Here is an 18222-nt window from a genome sequence, read left to right as displayed (position 1 = left end):
GCTCGAGGACGGCGGGGTGAGACCGATGACCGGTGCGGGACACGTCCCGACCGTCGCGTCGGCGGGAGCGGTCCGCCTCGCCGCGGCGCTGCTGGGGTCCGCCGGCCTGGTCGACATCCTGGCCGGGGTCAGCGAACTGGACATCGACCCGTACCTGGTCGTCACCGACGAGGGGCTGGTCCGGCTGGACGTCACCGGCTGGCTCTGGCTGCACGTCGGCACCGGCAGCCTGGCCCTGGTCGCGGCGCTGGTCGTGCTCACCGGCCGCCGGTGGGCGTGGTGGGTCGGGGTGGTGGCGGCGGTGGCCGCCGGCGCGGTCAACCTGCTGTTCCTGCCGTACCACCCGCTGCGGGCCGCCCTGGTGCTCGGGCTGTACCTGGCCGCCGCCCGGCTGGTGCTGCGGTCCCGGCCGGTGGCGACGGACGGCCCGGTCAGCACGCCCGGCGCGGGGTGAACGACGGGTCGAACGACGGTGCCACCCGCCAGGCCGGATTGATCGAGATGACCAGCGAGGGTGCCTGCCAGGCGCCGCTGAGGCGTTGGAAGAGGTCGTACTCGCGCCGTCCGCCGCTGACCGGTGCGCCACCCAGGAACCGGACCACCTCGTCCTGGACCACGGCCCGGCCGAGCAGGCCACCGTGCAGGGCGGGGATCTCGAAGACCGGGATGCCCGCGACGTCGCGGGGCGGGGCCTCGGTCGCGGCCACCGTGGGCACGAACGCGAGCATCCGGACCCCGGGGACCGGGCAGAGGGTACGGGACCGGTAGAACGGCGCGTCGTCCAGCAGCGACCGGAGGAACGGCTGGTCGGCGTTGACGTCCTCGCCGGGGCTGATCAGGTTGCCCAGCCCGAGCAGGATCCGCAGCGCCCAGCCGGCGGCGATCCCCCACCCGGTCCGCTCGTCCCGGGGTGGGTAGTAGACCCGGCCGGGACGGACCAGCGGGCTGAACATCAGCACCGTGTCGACCGGCGACCCCGGTCGTCGCTCCACGTACGTGCGGGCGACCATCGCGCCCTCGCTCTCCCCGACCAGCGCCACCGGCCGGCCGGTCCGCCGGTGCAGCACGTCCACCTGGGCGGCGAGCAGCGCGGTGCTGGACTCCAGCGACCGGTGGGTGTCCTCCGGGGCGTACGGCAGTGGCCGGCCCTGGCCGTCCAGGCCACGGTAGGAGAACCGGACCACCGCCGGGTCCACGGCCGGCTGCCCGTCGTACGCGGTCCCGTACCCGGCCAGCACGATGACCGCCCGGTCGACGGTGGCCGGCAGCGGCCGGGTGATCAGCGGGGGCCGCCAACCGCCCGGCCCGGGTGTGTTGGTGGTGACCCGGACGTACCCGCCGGCCGCGGCGACCACGAGCACGGCGGCCACCAGCGGCGCCACCGGCACCCGCGCCCAGCGCACCCGGGTGGGCAGCACGGCCGCCCGGATGGTCTGCCGCCAGAGCAGCCCGTTGACGATGCCGCCGGGGATCACCACGAGCGGGTCCCACCAGCGGCCGACCGACCAGAGGGCCGCGCCGACCACGGTGAGGGCGGCGACGTTCAGCAGGGTCCAGCCGACCTGCTCGATGCTGGGCAACCCCCGCCACCAGTGCTCGGTCACCCCGGCCCGTTGCAGGAACGGCGCGATGACCAGCATCGGGACCAGCGAGGCGGCCAGGAACCAGGACAGCGACACCACCGCGGCGAACACCGACAGGATCGCCCAGGGGCTGACCACCAGCGCGGCGAGGGCGGCGACCCGCAGGTTGCGGACCAGCAGCCAGCGGAACGTGGGCCGGGGCCGCCCGGTCGGCCAGGCCAGCCAGGTCACCAGGCCGGAGAAGAGCCCGCGCAGGCCCACCAGGGCGACCAGACCGACCACGAACACGGCCCAGGAGTTGTGGTAGACGAACAGCCAGCGCATGTCGTGGTACGAGTCGTAGGGCCAGACGGCGGTCAACTGCGGGGCGAGCGCCTGGGCGGCGCGGTAGCCGAACGCGGAGAAGATCACGGTCTCGACCAGCGGTGGCACCGTGGTCAGCACGAGCAGCCAGCCGGTCCGGCTCCGTGTCGACCCCACCGCTCCCCCTCGCCGTCGTGGCTGCTCACAGGATCCCGCGCCGGCCCCGACCTGCGGGGCGGATCGCCCCAGAACCTGACGATTCGCCAACGATCAGTGACGGTGGGTGACCGTGGGGTGCTCCCGGCCGCGTCGCCTGGCAACCTGTCGTACCGCTGGGGCAGGATGCAGCACGTGTGCCCTGAGCGAGACGAGCGACTGAGCAGCGGAGTCCGACCATGACCGACGGCCCGGCGATGACCGACGACGTCTCCGGCGGCCCCGGAGAGGAGGTCGGGCGGGTCCTCGGCACCGCCGACGCCACCCCGCTGACCTTCTGGACGGCGGTCTCCACGCAGAGCTACCTGCAACTCGACGACGTGGTGGTGACCCGGCGGGAGCTGCCCGACCGGGAGCCGGTCACCATCGCCGGGGTGGTGACCCAGGTGCGCGCCCGGCACGAGGGCGCCCAGTTCGACTCGGACGTGTTCGCCATCGCCGAAGGCACGCTGCCGGCGATGGTGCAGGAGGCGGCCGAGATCACCACCACCCGGGTCGACCCGGAGCTGTACGTGCCGCCCACCCCCGGCGCGGTGGTGTACCGGGCCGAGGGCGACGCCCGGGCCCGGGCGCTGCACTTCGACCGGATGGAACGCCGGATCCCGATGGGCACCGGGCGGGACGGGGTGCCGGTCTACCTCAACGCCGACTTCCTCGACGGCAGCCGGGGCGCGCACGTGTCGATCTCCGGCATCTCCGGGGTGGCGACCAAGACCAGCTTCGCCACCTTCCTGCTCTACTCGGTGTTCCGCTCCGGGGTGCTCGGCGGGGACGCGGTCAACGCCAAGGCGCTGATCTTCAACGTGAAGGGCGAGGACCTGCTCTTCCTGGACCACCCGAACACCCGGCTCGACGACGCCACCCGGGCGGCGTACGCGAAGCTCGGGCTGGCCGCGGGGGCCTTCCCCGACGTGCGGGTGTACGCCCCGCCGCGCCCCGGTGACTCGTCCGGCACCCCGGACGTGAGCAGCCGGCTGACCGGGGTGGACAGCTTCTACTGGACGCTGAGCGAGTTCTGCGCCGACCGGCTGCTGCCGTACGTCTTCGCCGACGCCGACGACGAACGCCAGCAGTACACGATGGTGGTGCACGCGGTCACCGCGCACCTGGCCCGGTACGCCCAGCCCGCCGACGGCGGGGTGAGCGTCGACGGGGTCCGGCTCGGCTCGTACGGCGACCTGGTCGACCACATCGTCGAGCAGCTCAACGACGACGAGACCCGCAGCGACTGGGCCGGCAGCGCGGTCGGCATCGGCACCGTCAACGCCTTCGCCCGCCGGCTGATCGGCAGCAAGAAGGACCTGGGCCGGCTGATCCGGGGTGACCTGGCCACCCGCCGCCCGCACTCGATCAACACCGCGGAGAGCGCCCAGGTCACCGTGGTGGACCTGCACAACCTGCCGGACCGGGCGCAGCGGTTCGTGGTCGGGGTGACGCTGCGCGGCGAGTTCGAGCGCAAGGAGAAGGCCGGCACCGCGAAGCCGCTGCTGTTCGTGGTGCTCGACGAGCTGAACAAGTACGCCCCCCGGGAGGGCTCCTCGCCGATCAAGGAGGTGCTGCTTGACATCGCCGAGCGGGGCCGGTCGCTCGGGGTGATCCTGGTCGGGGCGCAGCAGACGGCCAGCGAGGTGGAACGGCGGATCGTCACCAACTCGGCGATCCGGGTGGTGGGTCGGCTCGACCCGGCCGAGGCGTCCCGCCCGGAGTACGGTTTCCTCCCGCCGGCCCAGCGGCAGCGGGCGCTGCTGGCGAAGCCGGGCACCATGTTCGTCAACCAGCCGGACATCCCGGTGCCGCTGTGCCTGGAGTTCCCCTTCCCGGCCTGGGCGACCCGGGTCTCCGAGGCCGGCCGCGCCCCGTCGGAGACCCTCCGCTCGATCACCCAGGCGGCCGACCCGTTCGCGGTGGTCGGCTCCGGCGGATCCGACGACGACATCCCGTTCTAGAGGGGAAGCTCACCGGTGAAGATCCTGCACACCTCCGACTGGCACGTCGGCAAGGTCCTCAAGGGACGGTCCCGGGCCGAGGAGCACAAGCAGGTCCTCGCCCAGGTGATCGAGGTCGCCCGCCGGGAACGGCCCGACCTGGTCATCGTCGCCGGTGACCTGTACGACAACGGCGCGCCCACCCCGGAGGCGACCCGGCTGGTCACCCGGGCGTTGACCGCGCTGCGGCGTACCGGCGCGGACGTGGTCGCCATCGGCGGCAACCACGACAACGGGCCGGCCCTGGACGCGCTGCGCCCGTGGGCGGAGGCCGCCGGGATCACCCTGCGCGGCAGCGTCCGGGAGTCCCCCGACGAGCTGATCGTGGACGGGACGACCCGCGACGGCGAGCGCTGGCAGCTCGCCGCGCTGCCCTTCCTCTCCCAGCGGTACGCGGTCCGCGCGGTGGAGATGTACGAGCTGACCGCCGCCGAGGCCACCCAGACGTACGCCGACCACCTGGGCCGGGTGATCGGCCGGCTGACCGAGGGGTTCACCGAGCCGGACCGGGTGCACCTGGTCACCGCGCACCTGACCGTGGTGGGGGCGGCGGCCGGCGGCGGCGAACGGGACGCGCACACCGTCATGGGGTACGCGGTCCCGGCGACGGTCTTCCCGGGCACCGCGCACTACGTGGCGCTGGGGCACCTGCACCGGGCGCAGCGGGTGGACGGCCCCTGCCCGGTGCGGTACAGCGGCTCCCCGATCGCGATCGACTTCGGCGAGCAGGAGAACGTCTGCTCGGTGACCGTGGTGGAGGTGACCGCCCGGACGGCGGCGCAGGTCCGCGAGGTGCCGCTGCCCGGGGCGGTGCCGCTGCGGACGGTACGCGGCACCCTGGCCCAGTTGGCCGAGCTGGAGCCGCCGGAGGGCTGGCTGCGGGTGTTCGTCCGGGAGCAGCCCCGGGCCGGGCTGCGGGAGGAGGTCCAGGAGCTGCTCCCCGGGGCGCTGGAGATCCGGATCGACCCGGAGCTGGTGCCGGCCCCGGGCGGCGGCGCGCGGGCCGCCCAGCGGGCCGGCCGCTCCCCCGGCCAGTTGTTCGCCGACTACCTGGACAGCCGGGGGCACGCCGACGACGAGGTGCGGGAGCTGTTCGACGAGCTGTTCGAGGAGGTCGACCGCTGATGCGACCGATGCGACTGGACATGGCCGGCTTCACGGTGTTCCGGGAGGAGACCCGGGTCGACTTCACCGACGCGGACTTCTTCGCGCTGGTCGGGCCGACCGGTGCGGGCAAGTCCACGGTGCTGGACGCGATCTGCTTCGCCCTCTACGGCACGGTGCCCCGCTGGGGTGGCGCGCGGGGGTTGGCGAACGCGCTGGCCCCGTCCGCCACCGAGGCCCGGGTCCGGTTGGTGTTCGAGTCCGCCGGGGACCGTTACGTGGCGACCCGGGTGGTCCGCCGGGACGGCCGGGGCACCGTCAAGACCGCGGGGGCCGGGTTGCAGCTCATGCCGGCCGGGTTCGACGTGACCAAGCTGGACACCGGGCTGAGCCCGGACGATCTCGGCGAGGTACTCGCCGGGAGCCCGGCCGAGATGGAGGACGCGGTGCTGGCGGCGGTCGGCCTGCCGTACGAGCAGTTCACCAGTTGCGTGGTGCTGCCGCAGGGGCAGTTCGCGGACTTCCTGCACGCCAAACCGGCCACCCGGCAGCAGATCCTGGTGAACCTGCTCGGCCTGGGCGTCTACGAGGCGGTGCAGAAGAAGGCCACCGAACGGGCCGGGCAGGCCGAGGCGAAGCTGGAGGCGGTCGACCGGGTGCTCGCCGGGCTGACCGACGTCGACGACGCGGCGCTGGCGCAGGTCCGAGCGCAGGTTGACCGGGCGCACGAGCTGGCCGGGGCGGTCGCCGCGGCCGTACCGGAGCGGGACGCCGCGCGGTCGGCGGCGCGGGACGCGCACGCGGCGCTGGCCGCCCTGGACGCCGAGCTGACCGTGCTGGACGCGGTCCGCCCGCCGGACGGGGTGGCCGAGGTGGCCCGGAAGGTCGCCGCCGCGCGGGCCGGGGTGGACGAGGCGGCGAAGGCGGTGGTGCTGGCCGAGGAGCGCGAGGAGAAGCTGCGCGGCGAACTGGCCGGGGCGGGCGACGAGAGCACGGTGCGGCTGCTGCTGAAGGCGTACGCCGACCGGGACCGGCTCACCGAGGAGACCGCGACGGTGGCCGCCGCGTTGACCGCCGCCGAACGGGAACACGACACGGCGGTGGCCGCGCTGACCCGGGCCCGGACGGCGGCCGAACGGGCCGAGGCCGACCTGGAGGCGGCGTTCCGGGCGCACGAGGAGGCCAAGGCCACCGACCAGGCGGTCGCGTTGCGGGCCCACCTGGTCGCCGGCGCGCCGTGCCCGGTGTGCGAGCAGCCGGTGCCCCGGGTGCCGGCGGTGCCGGCCGGCTCGGCGGTGGCGACGGCGGTGGCCGCCGGTAAGGCCGCGCGGGCGGCCAGCGAGGCGGCCCGGCGGGCGGTGCAGGAGCAGGACGCGGCGGCCCGGGAGCTGGAGCGGGTACTGCTGCGGGCCCGCGCCCAGCACGACCAGCTCACCGGCCGGCTGGCCGAGCTGGACGACCAGCTCTCCGGCGCGGCCACGGTGGCGGCGCTGCGGCACGACCTGGCCGAACACGCCCGACTGCGGGCCGAACTGGACGAGGCGGCCGGCGCGGTCCGGTCCGGCCGGGACGCCGCCCGGCGGGCCCGGGGCGTGCTCGACACGGCCGAGGAGCGGCTGCGCGCCGCGTGGCGGGACTTCGACACGGTCCGCGACGGGCTGGCCCGGTTCGGCCCGCCGGCCGCCGACCGGGACGACGTGGCCGCCGCCTGGACGGCCCTGGCCGGTTGGGCCGGCGGGGAGGCGGCCCGGCGGCGCGCCGACCGGGCCGGGCTGGCCGGTGCGGTGGCCGAGGCGGAGGCCGCCGCCGAGGCGGTGGAGGAACGGATCGACGGGATCTTCGCCGCCGCCGGCCTGCCGGCCGGCGACGACCCGGTCCGCGCGGCCACGGTGGCGGTGGAACGGGCCGAGGCGGCGCACCGGCGGCTGGTGGAACGCCGTGAGCAGGCCGCCGAGCTGCGCGAGCAGCGGGCCGGGCACGAACGCGACGCCCGGGTGGCCCGCGCGCTCGCCGGTCACCTGCGGGCCAACAACTTCGAACGCTGGCTGCTGGCCGAGGCGCTGGACCTGCTGGTCGACGGGGCCTCCGGCATCCTGCGGGAACTCTCCGGCGGGCAGTACGACCTGGTCCACGACAAGGGCGAGTTCTTCGTGGTGGACCACCACGACGCGGGACTGCGACGCGGGGTGCGGACGCTGTCCGGCGGGGAGACGTTCCAGGCGTCGCTGGCCCTGGCGCTGGCCCTGTCCGAGCAGTTGGCCGGGCTGTCCACCACCTCGGCCAGCCTGGAGTCGATCGTCCTGGACGAGGGCTTCGGCACCCTCGACGCGGCCACCCTGGACACCGTCGCCGCCACCCTGGAGAGCCTGGCCGCCCGGGGTGACCGGATGGTCGGGGTGGTCACCCACGTACCGGCGCTGGCCGAACGGATCCCGGTCCGGTTCGAGGTCAGCAAGGACGCCCGCAGCGCCCGGGTCGAACGGACCGGCCGATGACCCGGCCGGGTTTCTTCGTCGACGCCTGGGATCCGGCGTACGGGGCGTCGTTCGAGGCGTCCGTGGCCGGCCCGGCCGCCCCGAGCAGCGCCCAGGTTGACCCGGACGTGGAGCTGCCGGCGGCGGACTGGCGGGCGCTCGGCCCGCGGGCCGGGGTACGCGCCCCGCAGGTGGTGCTGCTGGTCGACGGGGTACGCCGGATCGACGCCAGCGTCTGGACGGCCGAGGCGGACGGGGTGTCGTACCCGGGGGTGGCGGCGTCGTACGCGGCCGGGGTGGTCCGCTGTGACCTGGGCCGGGGCGCGGCGGAGCTGGCCGGGGCGCGGGTGGCCCGGGGCCTGTTCACGGCGAGCCCGTCGGCGGAGGAGGTGGTGGCCGGCACGGTCCGCTACCCGGTGCACCGGGTCGGCGGCAGCGGTGAGCTGAGCAAGCTGCCGGCCGCCGTGCAGGGGCCGCTGACCGCGCTGGAGGTGGAGGTCTCCAACGCCGCCCGCACCGACGACGACCTGCTGGTGGTGGACGGTCCGCTGCGGGCCCGCCGGCAGTTGCCGCGCACCCTCGGGTACGTCAAGACGCAGCACAGCCAGTACCTCGACGCCCGGCTGGCGGCGGTGGTGACCGGGCTGGCCCCGGGGCAGCGCTGCCCGGTGTTCCGGCTGGGTACCGCCTGGGGTGGCTGGTCGTGGTATCTGCGGCTGCCGGTGGGCCGGGGCGCGCCCTGGGCGGGCATCGTCCGGGTGGAGTGCTCCCCCGAGCTGGATCCGGCCGAGGCGATCGGGCTGGCCGACCTCTCCCTGGTCACCCTGCCGAGGTTCGCCTCCACCCCGTACAAGGACCCGCGCGCCCCGCAGAACCTGATCCCGATCGCCGGCCTGGAACGCCGGCTGCGGTCCCTGCTCGGCGACGCCCGCCTCCTGCACCGCGCCCTCTCCACCGCCGCCCGCCGCCCCGCCCCTGCCCCGCCGCGTTGATCCTGCCCCCGCCGCGTGAATCCTGCCCCCGCTGCGTTGATCCTGCCCCCGCCGCGTTGATCATGAAGTTGTTGTCGCGACACGCCGGGCGGGGTGACAACAACTTCATGGTCAACCGAGCGGTGCCCGCGGCGGGGGCGGGTGGAGGGCTGGGTGGGGGGCTGGGTGGGGGCGGGTGGGATTGGGGGGCGGGGTGGTGGGGATACTGGGCGGGGTGGGGCGCAGGCGGGACGAACAGCGGGTGGTCGAGCAGGTCGACACCGGGCGGGCGGAACTCGTGCCGGACGTCGACCGGCCCGGATCGTGGACGCTGCTGCTCGACGGCGCACCGCAGTCGCACGTCGACCTGACCGACCCGACCCACCTGGAGTTCGAGTACGTCCGCCGACTCGCCGCCGCGATCGACCTGCTGGCCCCGACCGGCGCGCCGCTGCGGGTGCTACACCTGGGCGGTGGCGCGCTGACCCTGCCCCGGTACGTCGCGGCCACCCGGCCCGGGTCGACGCAGCGGGTGGCCGAGGTGGACGGAGCACTGGTGGATCTGGTCCGTCGGGCACTGCCCTGGCCCGCCACGGCCCGGCTGCGGGTCCGGGTGGCCGACGCCCGGGAGGTGCTGACGTCCACCCGGGACGCCGCCTACGACGTGGTGGTCGCCGACGTGTTCGCCGGTGCCCGTACCCCGGCCCACCTGACCTCCGTCGAGTACGCCACCGAGGTGGCCCGGGTGCTGCGGCCGGACGGCTGGTACCTGGCGAACCTGGCCGACGGGCCGCCGCTGCGGTACGCCCGCGCCCAGGTCGCGACGGTCCGTGCCGTGCTGCCCCGGGCCTGCCTGGTCGGTGACGCCGGGGTGCTGCGCGGTCGCCGGTACGGCAACCTGGTGCTGGTCGCCGGACGGGTCGAGCCGCCGGTCGCGGCGTTGACCCGGCGGGCCGCCGGGGACTGGTTCCCCGGGCGGCTGGTGGCCGGCGACGAGCTGGACCGCTTCGCCGGTGGCGCGGCCGTGGTCCGGGACGACGGGGCGGCCGACTCGACGCCGCCCCCGCCGGGAATTTTCTCCGTCCGGCGTTGATCCTTCCGGCGTCCCGACCCGTACCACTGCGCGGCTGATGTCAATGGCACCCCGGAGGTCTGCATGCACGCGGTGGCGGCCGGCTGGCACGGCGACATGGTGAGGGCGAAGTGGACCCCGACGCGCTCCCCGTCCCGTCCGGCCACGTCGACTCGCGGGGTCGACGCCCGCTCCACCGGTCGCCATGACGAGCCGGTGGCACCCCGTCCCGCCCCCGGGCGGCACCAGGCGCGGTCCACCGAGGCCAGTCACTCCGACCAGTTGATCCGGCTGCTGTACGCCGAGCACGCCGGGCCGTTGCTGATGTTCGTGATGCGGCTGACCGGCGGGGACCGGCAGCGGGCCGAGGACATCGTGCAGGAGACCCTGCTGCGGGCCTGGCGCAACGCGCACCGCCTCGGTACGCAGGGCCAGACGTCGCTGCGCCCCTGGCTGGTGACGGTGGCCCGACGGATCGCCATCGACGAGCACCGCAGCGAGCAGGCCCGGCCGGCGGAGACGTACGACCGGGACCTCACCGCGTTCGCCGAGTCGGACAGTACGGACCAGGTGCTGCGGACGATGACCGTGGCGGACGCCCTGCGTACGCTGAGCCAGTCGCACCGGGAGATCCTGGTGGCGACGTACTTCCGGGGCCGGACGGTGCCGGAGGCGGCCGAGGAGTTGGGGCTGCCGTTGGGCACCGCCAAGTCGCGGGTGTACTACGCGCTGCGTGCGCTGCGTACGGCTCTGCGGGAACGGGGGGTGACAGGGTGAGCCGGGCCGACCACTGGGACGTCGCGGCGTACGCGCTCGGCGTGCTGGACCAGCAGGACACGGAACGGTTCGAGGAGCATCTGGCCGGTTGCTGGGCGTGCGCCGCCGAACTGGAGACCATGGTGCCGGTGGTCGGGCTGCTCTCCGGCATCGACGGGGACACCATGACCGCCGTGGAGCAGACCGCCACCGATCCGGCCCTGCTGGATCGGACGCTGGCCGCGGTCCGGGCCGACCGGCGGCGGGCCCGGATGCGTCAGGTGCTCGCCACCGCCGCGGCGGTGGTGGCGTTCAGCGTGCTCACCGGGGTCGGGATCGGCACGGTGACCGGCGGGGAACCCGGCGGTCCGCCGGTCGCCCTGCCCACCGGTTCCGCGGCGGTGGAGTCGCCGCAGCCCGGTCCCACCCGGCCGGACCTCGGCGGGGTGGGTGGCCCGGACGAGATCGTGGGCGACAAGTCCGGTGCGACCGACCAGGTCACCGGGGTACGGCTGGACGTGATCCTGGCCGCCGAGCCGTTCGGCACGCAGGTCGCGTTCCAGGTGTCCCGACTGCCCGGCCCTCGCAAGTGCCGGCTGGTGCTGGTGCACGCCGACGCCAGTACCGAGGTGGTCAGCTCCTGGTCGGTGCCGGCCGGTGGGTACGGCACCGGCGCGAACTCGGTGCCGTTGCGGTTGTCCACCAACACCGCCACCGCGCGGGACCAGATCCGGCGGTTGCAGGTGCAGTCGGTGGACGCGGCCGGGGTGGCGACCCCGCTGGTGACCGTCACGCTCTGACCCACGCTTTCCCCACGACATCGGACACATTGTCCGATGTCGATAGTTCTGTGTGGCCGAACATTTCCTCGACGTCCATTACGGATCAGCCGTCCGTTCGGTTCAACGAATCGACGTGACATTGTCCACGCCGAGGTGTTCAACCTGAACGGGGGAAGGCCACGTACTCCTGGGCGAACTGGCAGAAACGAGGAGGGCACGTGGCACTCATGAAGCGGACGGTCATCGCCGCGGGCGCGTTGGTCGCACTCACGGCCTGCGCCCCGGCCGGCTACAACGGGGCGGATTCCGGCGAGGCGGCACCCATTCCGGTGGCCGCCGCCGAACCCACCGAATCGGCGGCCCCGGACTCCTCGGCGGCGCCGAAGGACGCGCCAAAGGACGCGCCGAAGGACGTCGACCTGACCGACGAACTGATCGGCAAGGAGGTGGCCCGGATGGGTGAGGTGGTCACCGACCAGGACGGCTGGATCCTGTACCGGTTCGACAAGGACACCGCCGATCCGCCGGCCTCCAACTGCGTCGACACGTGCGCCGAGGTCTGGCCGCCCGCGCTCACCGACGGCGATCCCGCACTGGACGGTGTCTCCGACGACAAGGTCGGCACCGTCACCCGGCAGGACGGCACCAAGCAGCTCACCCTGGGCGGCTGGCCGCTGTACCGGTACATCGGGGACAAGAAGCCGGGCCAGTGGAAGGGCCAGGGGGTCGGCGGCACCTGGTTCGTGGTCCAGCCGAACGGCAAGAAGAACCTGAGCTGCCTGCCCACCGGCACCCCGAAGCCGGTCGCCCCGCCCGCCGACACCGAGGGCGACTCGACCGGCGGCTCCGACTACTCGTACTGACCGCCCATCCGGGTGGCCGGGTCGCCGAGTCGACGGCGGCGGCCCGGCCACCCCCGCCGACGGGGACGCGGTGCACCGGCAAGCACCCGCGTCCCGGCCGCGGCGTCGACCCGAAAGGGCCGACGCCGCGGTCCACCGGCCGGCGCGGTCCACCGGCCCGCCGGCCGCCGCGTCCACGGGTCCGCCGGCCGCCGCCGACCAGGTCACCGGGGTCGGCACCGGTCGTGGCAGAGTGGCGACCGTGACCGCCACCCGGACCCTGCGCCCCCCGCCGGAGTACCGGCTCGTGGAGACGGTGCGGTCGCTGACCTTCAGCCGGTACGACCCGTGCGCCCGGATCGCCGCCGGCACCCTCTGGTGGGCGGTCCGCACCCCGGACGGTCCGGCCACCCTGGCGCTGCGCCGCCACGGCGGCGACCTGCTCGCCGAGGGGTACGGGCCGGGCGCGGACCGGGTACTCGACCGGGCCGACGCGATCGCCGGGCTGCGTGACGACCTGACCGGGTTCGCCGACCTCGCCACCGCCCATCCGGTGGTGGCCCGGCTCGCCGCCGGACACCGTGGGCTGCGGATGCCGGCCACCGGCCAGGTCTTCCGGCAGGCACTGCGGGCGGTGCTGGAGCAGAAGGTCACCGGCCAGGAGGCGTACCGGGCGTACGCGGCGACGGTCCGGCACTTCGCTGAGCCCGCCCCCGGGCCGTTGCAGCCGCTGCTGCTCCCGCCCGACCCGGCGCGGGTCGCCGCCGCGCCCTACTGGGTCTTCCACCCGTTCGGGATGGAGCAGCGACGGGCCGAGACGCTGCGCCGCGTCGCCGCCACCGCCGACCGGTTGGAGCGCTGCGCCGACCCCGGCGAGGCCACCCGTCGACTGGTCGCACTGCCGGGGGTCGGCCCGTGGACGGCCGCCGAGGTGGTCCGGATCGCGTACGGCGACCCGGACGCGGTCAGCGTCGGCGACTACCACGTGCCGAACACGGTGGCCTGGGCTCTCGCAGGTGAGCCGCGGGGCGACGACGCCCGGATGCTGGCCCTGCTGGAGCCGTTCCGGGGACACCGGGGACGGGTCTGTGTACTGCTCGCCGCCGGCGGCGTACAGGCTCCCCGGTACGGGCCACGGATGCCGGTCCGCTCGTTCGCCCGCTTCTGAGGCCGAGCTGACCGAGCTGACCCGGCCCGGTGGGTCGGACCGGCGCGGGTCCGGGCCCGACCCGGGGTCAGGCCGGGTGGCGGCAGAGGCGGCGCAGGGTGTGCCCCAGCCAGCGGGCGTACCCGTGCTGGAAGGCGCGGCCGGCCGGCCCGGCGACGCGCATCATCCAACGGTCCGGCCGGCTGAACGCGCGTACCTCGAACCAGACCCGGCCGGCGTCGTCGCGTTCCACCACGAACGCCTCCTCGCCACGTGCCGGGTGACCGGGGAGGGTTCCGTACCCGAACCCGGCCCGGTGCTCGTCGTCGACGGTCCAGACCACCTCGCAGGGCGCGGCCAGGCGCAGCGGGCCGATCCCGAGGCCGGAGGTGACGGCGACGCCGGGGGCGGCCCGGGGCGCGTCGGCGGTGATCCGGACACCGGCCGCGCGGTGCAGCCGCCAGGTGAGCACGGCCTGGCCGGCGGTACCGAAGCAGCCGTCGGGGAGCCGGACCCGGTGCCGGACGTGCCGCCAGCCGGCCGGCAGCTCACCGGTGCGGGTGGCCCCGACGTGCGGGTAGGTCAGCGGCACGGGCACTCCCCGGGGGATCGGCGCGGACCCGGCCAGGATACGACCGCCCGAGCCGCCCGAGCCGCCCGAGCCGCTTCGCGCAGGTCGGCCAGAGCCACTCGGCTTCGCAGGGCGACCAGGGTCAGTCGGCTTCGCGCAGGTCGGCCAGGGTCAGCGGGCTGAGCCGGGCCAGCAGGTCGGCCAGTTCGGGCACCGAACCGACCTCGCCGAGCACGTCCTTGCCGCCGCCGAACTCCGGCCGGTACCGGTGCACCAGCCGGTACCGGTACCGGCCCCGGATCAGCTCCACGCTGACCCGCCAGCGACCGCAGCAGCCGCAGACCCACTCACGCACCCGGCGACGGTAGCTCTGACCTGCGGTTACGCCGATCGGTCAGCAGGGACGACCGGGACCGACCGGGACAGGTGGGCACGCTACGCACCGGTGATGTGCCTCACCGTTGTCGGTCCCGTCTGGTTGACTGTCGCCGTGGAGCTGCCGCTGAATCCCCCGGTCGAGCCGATGCTGGCCAAGAGCGTGGCCCGGATCCCCACCGCCGACGGCATGACGTACGAGCCGAAGTGGGACGGGTTCCGCTGCATCGTCCTGCGCGACGGCGCCGAGGTGGAGCTGGCCAGCCGGGGCGGCAAGACGCTCACCCGGTACTTCCCCGAGGTCATCGAGCAGGCCCGCCGCCAGTTGCCGGAGCGCTGCGCGGTCGACGGCGAGCTGGTGGTGATCCGGCGCGACGGCCCCGACGGGAAACCCCGGCTCGACTTCGAGCTGCTCGCCCAGCGGATCCACCCGGCCGCCTCCCGGGTCCGGCTGCTCGCCGAGACCACCCCGGCCGACTTCGTCGCCTTCGACCTGCTGGCGATCGGCGACGAGGAGCTGCTCGACCAGCCGTACCCGCAGCGCCGGGCCCGGCTGGAGGCGGCGCTGGCCGGGGTGCGCCCGCCGGTGCACGTCACGCCGGTCACCACCGACCTGGACACCGCGCGCCGCTGGTTCGACGTCTTCGAGGGGGCCGGGCTGGACGGGTTGATCGCCAAGCCGGCCGACCTGCCGTACGAGCCGGGCAAGCGGTCGATGTTCAAGGTCAAGCACGCCCGGACGGCCGACGCGGTGGTGGCCGGGTTCCGCTGGCACAAGTCCGGCCCGGTGGTCGGCTCGCTGCTGCTCGGCCTGTACGACGACGCCGGCACGCTGCACCACGTCGGGGTGTGCGCCTCGTTCACCATGGCCCGCCGGGCGGAGCTGCTGACCGAGCTGGAGCCGTACCGGGACGTCGACGCCGGGCACCCGTGGGTGCACGGTGACCACGAGCGCGGCCAGCGCATCCCCGGCGGGGTCAGCCGGTGGACCGGCGGCAAGAACCTCGAGTGGGTGCCACTGCGCCCGGAGCTGGTGGTCGAGGTGGGCTACGACGCCATGGAGGGCGACCGGTTCCGGCACACCGCCCAGTTCGTCCGCTGGCGGCCCGACCGCGACCCGCGCTCCTGCGGGTACGACCAGTTGGAACGGCCGGTCCGCTTCGACGTCGACCAGGTGCTCCGGGGTGACCCGGTCCCCGCCGCCGGGCCGGCCTGACCGGCCACAGAACGATCATGGAGGGCAGTCCGTGAGCCGTATCCCCGACCCGTCCCGTCCCCGCCGGATCCGGCGCACGCTGGCCGGGTTGGTGGCGTCGGCCCTGGTCGTCGCCGGGTGCACGGTGCCGGCGTTCGCGCCCCGCGCCGAGGTCGAGGGCGAACCGTCGGCCGCCGCGCCGGGCGCCGCGCCGCGGTGGCGGGCCTGCCCGGAGGTCGCCGACGAGGTGGCCGGCCGGGCCGCGCCGGACATGCGGTACGAATGCGCGCGGATCTCCGTACCCCGGCGGTGGAGCGCCAGCGGGACGGCCGCGACGGCCGGTCCGGGCAGCGGCGGGACCTTCGAGATCGCGCTGCTGCGGGCCCGGTCCACCAAGCAGCGGGACCGGATCGGGTCGCTGGTGGTCAATCCGGGCGGGCCGGGCGGCTCCGGCGTCGACACCGCCGTCTACCTGTCGTTCGGTCCGGCGTTCGGCGGGCTGCCCGGCACGGTGACCGAGCGGTTCGACATCGTCGGCTTCGACCCGCGTGGGGTGTCCCGGTCCAGCCCGGTCGAGTGCGTCTCCGACGCCGACCTGGACGCCAGTTTCGGGTACGACCCGGACCCGGAGTCGGCCGCGCAGTTCGACGGCCTGGTCGCGCTCAACCAGCGGATCGGTCAGGGCTGCGGGCAGCGGTACGGCGACCAGTTGCCGCTCTACGGCACCGAGCAGGCCGCCCGGGATCTCGACGCGGTCCGGGCCGCCGTCGGCGACCAGAAGCTGACCTACCTGGGGTACTCCTACGGCACCCTGCTGGGCGCGGTCTACGCGCAGCTGTACCCGCAGCGGGTCCGGGCGCTGGTGTTCGACGGCGCGGTGGATCCCCGGCAGGGGGTGGTGGCCGCCTCGGAGAGCCAGGCGAAGGGGTTCGAGCGGGCCTTCGACAACTTCGTCCGGTGGTGCGCGGGCAACGCCGACCGTTGCCCGTTGGCCCCGGACGCCCGGGGCGCGGTGACCTCGGCGATCGACAAGGCCCGGGTCTCCCCGGTCGAGGGCACGGACGGCCGGCGGGCCACCTCCGGCTGGGTGTTCTACGCGGTCATCTCGTCGCTCTACACGGAGCAGGGCTGGCAGGAACTGGCCCGGGCGATCGAGAAGCTGGACGGCGGCGATCCGGCCGACGTGTTCCGGCTCGCCGACGCGTACGCCGGGCGGAACCCGGACGGCACGTACTCCAATCTCTTCGACGCCAATCTGGCCGTCAACTGCGCCGACGAGGACGAGAAGCCCAGCCGGCAACGGATCCGCGAGTTGCAGGGGCAGTGGCGTGCCGCGTACCCGCTGTTCGGGCCGGCCCTGGCGGTGGGCATGCTGACCTGCCTGGAATGGCCCGGCCGCCCCGACCCGTACCCGACCGGGAAGGCGGACGGCGCGCCGCCGATCCTGGTGGTGGGCACCACCGGCGACCCGGCCACCCCGTACGAGCAGACCCCGGCGCTGGCCGAGATGCTCGGGGTGGGACGGGTGCTGACCTGGGACGGCGAGGGGCACACCGCGTACCCGCAGACCGCCTGCGTCACCAACGCGGTCGACGCCTACCTGCTCGACCTGACGGTGCCCCGGGAGGGGCTGCGCTGCCCGGCGCGTTGACCTTGACGATGGCCGGTGGCTCCGGCAGCTCGATACCGTGCCGGGTGGCGAGTTCCTCGAGCAGCGCCCGCATCCGGCGCACGTCGGCCTTCAGCTCCTCCTGCTCCTCGTGTTCGAACGCGTCGTCGTCGACGATGAGCCGGCTGGCGAAGTGGGCGGTGATCAGCGGGATGACCAGCAGCACCATGGTCGAGATGAGCAGGGCGGCGAGGGTGCGGCCCTGCCAGGTGGTCGGCGAGATGTCGCCGTAGCCGACGGTGGAGGCGGTGACCACCGCCCACCACACCGAGTCGGCGGGGTTCTTGCGTTCGACGTGGCTGTAGATCACGCCGGCCACCACGATCATCAGCAGGTACGAGATCATCAGGGTGCGGGGGGAGTTGGCGAACCAGACCAACCCCCGGTAGACCAGCCGGAACGGCAGCAGCAGGAGGTCCATGCCGCATCATGCTGCTCCTGTGCGGCGCCCCCCGCCAGCCGGTTCGGCTGTTCGGTCGGGCATCATCGACGGCATGTCCGACGCGCCCCTCCGGACGGCGGTCCCGGCCGGCCCGCAGCCCTCGGCCGATCCGCAGCCCCCGGCCAGCCCGCAGCCCTCGGCCACGGCGGCGCCGGCCGATGTACACCTCCCGTCCCCGACGCTCCGGGGCGGGGTGCACTGCCGGACGGCGGTCCGGGGGGATCTGGCCGCCATCGTGGCCCTGCTCGCCGACGACGTCCTCGGGCGTTCCCGTGAGGTCGCGGCGGTCGACGACACGACAGCCGACACGACAGCCGGTGACACGGTGGTCGACGAGGCGTACCAGCGGGCCTTCGCCGACATCGACGCCGACCCGCGCAACCAGCTCGTCGTCGCCGAACAGGACGGCGAGGTGATCGGTTGTCTCCAGATCACCTACATCCCGGGGTTGGGGCGGCACGGCACGGAGCGGTCCCTGATCGAGGCGGTCCGGGTCCGCTCGGACCGGCGTGGCGCGGGCGTCGGCCGGGCCATGCTGACCTGGGCGATCGACCAGGCCAGGGGGCGCGGCTGTGGCCTGGTGCAGCTCACCACCGACAAGCGCCGGACGGACGCGCAGCGGTTCTACCTCGGGCTCGGGTTCACGGCCAGCCACGAGGGCATGAAACTGGCGCTCTGAGCGGTTCTCCGCCGCCGGGCGGCACTCCCCCACCCGGGGCGGTGCTCGGCTAGATT

17 protein-coding genes are annotated in these 18222 nt (G+C 74.7%); 13 read left to right on the top strand and 4 right to left on the bottom strand.

Going from position 1 to position 18222, the window contains the following annotated elements; translation table 11 throughout:
• The first annotated feature begins 25 nt into the window (after positions 1-25).
• Complete coding sequence (locus PVK37_RS15285; protein WP_275034673.1) at positions 26-454, top strand: DUF7144 family membrane protein; 429 nt, start codon at positions 26-28, stop codon at positions 452-454.
• Here the strand turns inward: PVK37_RS15285 and PVK37_RS15280 are convergent.
• Entirely contained in the window at positions 432-2063 is a 1632-nt protein-coding gene (locus PVK37_RS15280; RefSeq protein ID WP_275034672.1) for a lipase family protein, read from the bottom strand. The two genes, PVK37_RS15285 and PVK37_RS15280, sit on opposite strands and share 23 nt — an antisense overlap.
• Positions 2064-2299: 236 nt before the next feature.
• On the opposite strand from PVK37_RS15280, the gene PVK37_RS15275 reads away from it, so the two are divergent.
• The 9 genes from PVK37_RS15275 to PVK37_RS15235 all read left to right on the top strand — a co-directional run bounded on the left by PVK37_RS15275 (position 2300) and on the right by PVK37_RS15235 (position 13256).
• Positions 2300-4048, top strand: a complete 1749-nt coding sequence (locus PVK37_RS15275; RefSeq protein ID WP_275035129.1) for an ATP-binding protein — start codon at positions 2300-2302, stop codon at positions 4046-4048.
• A 15-nt stretch (positions 4049-4063) separates the two neighbouring features.
• Positions 4064-5212 (top strand): exonuclease SbcCD subunit D, encoded by a 1149-nt coding sequence (locus tag PVK37_RS15270; protein WP_275034671.1) that lies wholly within the window; start codon positions 4064-4066, stop codon positions 5210-5212.
• Positions 5212-7686, top strand: coding sequence for an AAA family ATPase (locus PVK37_RS15265; protein WP_275034670.1), 2475 nt, complete (start codon positions 5212-5214; stop codon positions 7684-7686). The genes PVK37_RS15270 and PVK37_RS15265 overlap by 1 nt, the downstream gene beginning before the upstream one ends.
• Positions 7683-8657, top strand: coding sequence for a hypothetical protein (locus PVK37_RS15260; RefSeq protein ID WP_275034669.1), 975 nt, complete (start codon positions 7683-7685; stop codon positions 8655-8657). Before PVK37_RS15265 ends, PVK37_RS15260 begins: the two co-directional genes overlap by 4 nt.
• A 214-nt stretch (positions 8658-8871) precedes the next feature.
• Positions 8872-9729, top strand: coding sequence for a spermidine synthase (locus PVK37_RS15255; RefSeq protein WP_275034668.1), 858 nt, complete (start codon positions 8872-8874; stop codon positions 9727-9729).
• Positions 9730-9792: 63 nt separating this feature from the next.
• A complete protein-coding gene (locus PVK37_RS15250; protein ID WP_275034667.1) occupies positions 9793-10485 on the top strand; it encodes a sigma-70 family RNA polymerase sigma factor in 693 nt (230 codons plus the stop codon).
• The gene (locus tag PVK37_RS15245; RefSeq protein ID WP_275034666.1) at positions 10482-11264 is read left to right on the top strand and encodes a zf-HC2 domain-containing protein; all 783 of its coding nucleotides are present in this window, start codon (positions 10482-10484) and stop codon (positions 11262-11264) included. The genes PVK37_RS15250 and PVK37_RS15245 overlap by 4 nt, the downstream gene beginning before the upstream one ends.
• A gap of 200 nt (positions 11265-11464) precedes the next feature.
• Positions 11465-12109 carry a hypothetical protein gene (locus PVK37_RS15240; protein ID WP_423791043.1) on the top strand — a complete coding sequence of 215 codons (645 nt, stop codon included), beginning with the start codon at positions 11465-11467 and terminating at the stop codon, positions 12107-12109.
• Positions 12110-12350: 241 nt separating this feature from the next.
• Complete coding sequence (locus PVK37_RS15235; RefSeq protein ID WP_423791042.1) at positions 12351-13256, top strand: DNA-3-methyladenine glycosylase family protein; 906 nt, start codon at positions 12351-12353, stop codon at positions 13254-13256.
• A 67-nt stretch (positions 13257-13323) separates the two neighbouring features.
• On the opposite strand, the gene PVK37_RS15230 is transcribed toward PVK37_RS15235, so the two are convergent.
• Positions 13324-13827, bottom strand: a complete 504-nt coding sequence (locus PVK37_RS15230) for a DUF1990 family protein (protein WP_275034664.1) — start codon at positions 13825-13827, stop codon at positions 13324-13326.
• A 121-nt stretch (positions 13828-13948) separates the two neighbouring features.
• A complete protein-coding gene (locus tag PVK37_RS15225) occupies positions 13949-14161 on the bottom strand; it encodes a hypothetical protein (RefSeq protein WP_275034663.1) in 213 nt (70 codons plus the stop codon).
• Positions 14162-14296: 135 nt separating this feature from the next.
• On the opposite strand from PVK37_RS15225, the gene PVK37_RS15220 reads away from it, so the two are divergent.
• Both PVK37_RS15220 and PVK37_RS15215 read left to right on the top strand, forming a co-directional pair.
• On the top strand, positions 14297-15397 hold the full coding sequence (locus tag PVK37_RS15220) for an ATP-dependent DNA ligase (protein WP_275034662.1): 1101 nt from the start codon (positions 14297-14299) through the stop codon (positions 15395-15397).
• Between the two features lie 67 nt (positions 15398-15464).
• Complete coding sequence (locus PVK37_RS15215; protein ID WP_423791082.1) at positions 15465-17027, top strand: alpha/beta hydrolase; 1563 nt, start codon at positions 15465-15467, stop codon at positions 17025-17027.
• Here PVK37_RS15215 and PVK37_RS15210 read toward each other — a convergent pair.
• A complete protein-coding gene (locus tag PVK37_RS15210) occupies positions 16954-17466 on the bottom strand; it encodes a potassium channel family protein (RefSeq protein ID WP_275034660.1) in 513 nt (170 codons plus the stop codon). The two genes, PVK37_RS15215 and PVK37_RS15210, sit on opposite strands and share 74 nt — an antisense overlap.
• 214 nt (positions 17467-17680) lie before the next feature.
• Between PVK37_RS15210 and PVK37_RS15205 the strand changes: the two genes are divergently transcribed.
• Positions 17681-18166 carry a GNAT family N-acetyltransferase gene (locus PVK37_RS15205; RefSeq protein ID WP_275035127.1) on the top strand — a complete coding sequence of 162 codons (486 nt, stop codon included), beginning with the start codon at positions 17681-17683 and terminating at the stop codon, positions 18164-18166.
• The last annotated feature ends 56 nt before the right edge of the window (positions 18167-18222 follow it).

Source organism: Micromonospora cathayae (assembly GCF_028993575.1).
Taxonomy (GTDB): Bacteria; Actinomycetota; Actinomycetes; order Mycobacteriales; family Micromonosporaceae; genus Micromonospora; species Micromonospora cathayae.
This window is presented reverse-complemented; position numbering and strand designations above follow the sequence as displayed.

Excerpts from the sequence above, each read along its gene's own strand:
- PVK37_RS15250 (WP_275034667.1), top strand. The coding sequence starts at position 9,793 with ATGCACGCGGTGGCGGCCGGCTGGCACGGCGACATGGTGAGGGCGAAG.
- PVK37_RS15210 (WP_275034660.1), bottom strand. The coding sequence starts at position 17,466 with ATGGACCTCCTGCTGCTGCCGTTCCGGCTGGTCTACCGGGGGTTGGTC.
- PVK37_RS15275 (WP_275035129.1), top strand. The coding sequence starts at position 2,300 with ATGACCGACGACGTCTCCGGCGGCCCCGGAGAGGAGGTCGGGCGGGTC.
- PVK37_RS15265 (WP_275034670.1), top strand. The coding sequence starts at position 5,212 with ATGCGACCGATGCGACTGGACATGGCCGGCTTCACGGTGTTCCGGGAG.
- PVK37_RS15285 (WP_275034673.1), top strand. The coding sequence starts at position 26 with ATGACCGGTGCGGGACACGTCCCGACCGTCGCGTCGGCGGGAGCGGTC.
- PVK37_RS15260 (WP_275034669.1), top strand. The coding sequence starts at position 7,683 with ATGACCCGGCCGGGTTTCTTCGTCGACGCCTGGGATCCGGCGTACGGG.